At 37.1% G+C, this 2388-nt stretch carries 3 protein-coding genes; all 3 read left to right on the top strand.

The genetic code is table 11. The annotated features are described in order from the left end of the window. Window positions 1-136: 136 nt before the first annotated feature. The 3 genes from J2Z37_RS25340 to J2Z37_RS25330 all read left to right on the top strand — a co-directional run bounded on the left by J2Z37_RS25340 (window position 137) and on the right by J2Z37_RS25330 (window position 2269). Complete coding sequence (locus J2Z37_RS25340; protein ID WP_209813088.1) at window positions 137-1018, top strand: ThiF family adenylyltransferase; 882 nt, start codon at window positions 137-139, stop codon at window positions 1016-1018. Between the two features lie 86 nt (window positions 1019-1104). After that, entirely contained in the window at window positions 1105-2055 is a 951-nt protein-coding gene (locus J2Z37_RS25335; protein WP_209813087.1) for a hypothetical protein, read from the top strand. Next, on the top strand, window positions 2042-2269 hold the full coding sequence (locus J2Z37_RS25330; RefSeq protein WP_209813086.1) for a hypothetical protein: 228 nt from the start codon (window positions 2042-2044) through the stop codon (window positions 2267-2269). Before J2Z37_RS25335 ends, J2Z37_RS25330 begins: the two co-directional genes overlap by 14 nt. Window positions 2270-2388 lie beyond the last annotated feature (119 nt).

Below are 2388 nucleotides of genomic sequence, written 5' to 3'. Positions count from 1 at the left end.
CCTTATTTCCCGTATGTTGAAATTTAAGTATATAAAAAAATACCTGCAGATAAAACACTCTTTTTCAAGTGTCCTAACTACAGGTACCATATTATTCTCCTCCCTTTTTTTATTTTAATTCATAGGAGTGAGTAAGATGGCAAATCCATTATTGATTAAGCAAAAGGATAAAAATTATACGATCTTTAAGTGCGTATTGGTGGGAACCGGGGCCAATGGTTCGCATTTCTTTCGAGGCCTATGCCAAATGATTCGGACCTACCTTGATAAGGAAAAAGGTAGAGCTAGTTTTCATGTGGACCTGACTATAGTGGACGCGGATCGAGTAGAAGCTAAAAATATTGGTAACCAGCTATTTGATGGCGAAACTGATATTGGAGAGAAAAAAGTTATTGCACTGGCCGATAGGTATGGTGAGCATTATCAGTTAGATATTAAACGAGTGACTGAATATGTAAAGGATTTGGACATGTTAAGGGCTTTGTTTACTCCTGAAGAAGTGGGAAAAAATACGCAGGTGATTAACATCTTAATTGGAATGGTGGATAACAATCGCTCCCGGCAGCTATTCGATTCCTATTTTTTTAACGAGGAAGTTAAAGATCTCATCTGGATCGACGCTGGCGTTGAAGGAATTGAGGTTTTAAACAAACCTGAACACGAATACACTCCAGAAGATTGGGAAGTTGTCCATTCCAGTGGATACGGTGGTCAAGTGGTTGCCGGGGTAAAAGTGAAAGGGCAAGTCTTACTAGAGCCTGTTACACGAGTCTACCGTAATATTCTTGAGGATGCCGCTACGGCCTTTCCAGGAGAATCATGCGGTGCACTGATTATCAATAATCCGCAGCGTTGTATGACCAATCAAATGGCAGCTCAAATCGCTTGTACCTATATGAATAATCTTCTGTATACTGGGACCATTTATACGCATTACGTGAACTTTAATAGTCAGCATGCGGGATCAAGACCAGTGTTTATCAAGGAAGAAATAATTCAAAAATGCAAAGAATTATAGTTATTTTTAAAATAGTGTTTATGGTATCCTAGAGTGAAAATGTCATTCTAGGATATTTCTATACAAGAATTAGGAGTGATATGGTTATGGCAAGAAGAAGAATGCCACGAATTAATGAAGAAACCATCTATGAAAAATTCACTCAATTCATCGCTAAAAGTTCTTCTTTGAGCATTTCGATGGCTGGACTTTTAGTTATCTTAGGTATGATTACAGGGGCTTTTATTAACCAGATGTCAAACGATTGGCAACTCGTTAAAGCATTTGTCATTTACGGTGTAAGTGGATTTTTGCCCCTTATATTCGGATATCTCATTTTTAGGCCATTTTGGAAGTTTAGAAGAGACTTCCACTTTTTAGAGCAAGATGGTGAAAAATTAGCTCGCAAATTAGTGGAGATTAATAATAGAGCCCACAGTATATGTACATCGGTAGATGGGGTTTTAGCATTCCAACTATTCAAGGTGGAAAGGCATACCAGTGATAACCATATTTTGTTTACTTTTGAAGAAATGATGAGACACAAAACGAAGGGATTTGATTTATCGAGATTAAAAAACAAGAAGTTGAAGATCCCGATAGAGATAATAGAATGGATGAAGAATCCGCAAGGTCCTCCACCTACCATCGGTGATGATTTCATTAATAAAATGCTTTACGATTGGATGAAGTGGAGAGCTGAGAATGATGAACGTTTTGAACAATATATTGTGGAGTGGGATGTGAGTTTATATCCTTATACTAGATTAATCGGAGCACACTATGTGGAGTTATTTGATTTTACTGAAGTAGTAAATTCTGATGATTTTACATCCGATATGATTGACGATGTATTTGAGAATGATTACAATGGAGTTAATGATAACCATTCTAATAGGAAATATTATACTCTACGAACGGTAATTGACGGAGAAGAGGATGGTTCTTATCGTTGTATAGCTCTTATTATTGCTAATGGAAAGTTAAGTACGAGTGAAGGTGTAAGAGCAGCTTTGCAAAGAATATTAAACGGAGGTGGGGAGCATGAGTTTTCTTAAAGCTATATTACGGACTTTTGTGAATTCCCGCGTGACTCCTGCCCAATTATATCGAATACAACTTAAAAACCACTCTAATCAGACTAAGGTGGATGCGAAACAATTAGTAAAAGGTGCGGAGCGTCAATATGCTCGGTTGCACGATCCGAACTTTCAAACGAGAGAGATGTTACAGACTTTGGATAGATTGGTACCTGTAACTAAAGGGAAATAATAAAAGAAAAAGAAACGTGCTTAGTAATATGGTACCTGTAGTTAGGACACTTGAAAAAGAGTGTTTTATCTGCAGGTATTTTTTTATATACTTAAATTTCAACATACGGGAAATAAGGG

Source organism: Ammoniphilus resinae (assembly GCF_017873965.1).
Lineage (GTDB): Bacteria > Bacillota > Bacilli > Aneurinibacillales > RAOX-1 > Ammoniphilus_A > Ammoniphilus_A resinae.
The sequence above is the reverse complement of the archived record's forward strand: the minus strand, read 5'-3'. Positions and strand labels throughout refer to the sequence as shown.

Bases quoted from the DNA above. Each gene is read 5' to 3' on its own strand.
- J2Z37_RS25330 (WP_209813086.1), top strand. From the start codon at position 2,042: ATGAGTTTTCTTAAAGCTATATTACGGACTTTTGTGAATTCCCGCGTG.
- J2Z37_RS25340 (WP_209813088.1), top strand. From the start codon at position 137: ATGGCAAATCCATTATTGATTAAGCAAAAGGATAAAAATTATACGATC.
- J2Z37_RS25335 (WP_209813087.1), top strand. From the start codon at position 1,105: ATGGCAAGAAGAAGAATGCCACGAATTAATGAAGAAACCATCTATGAA.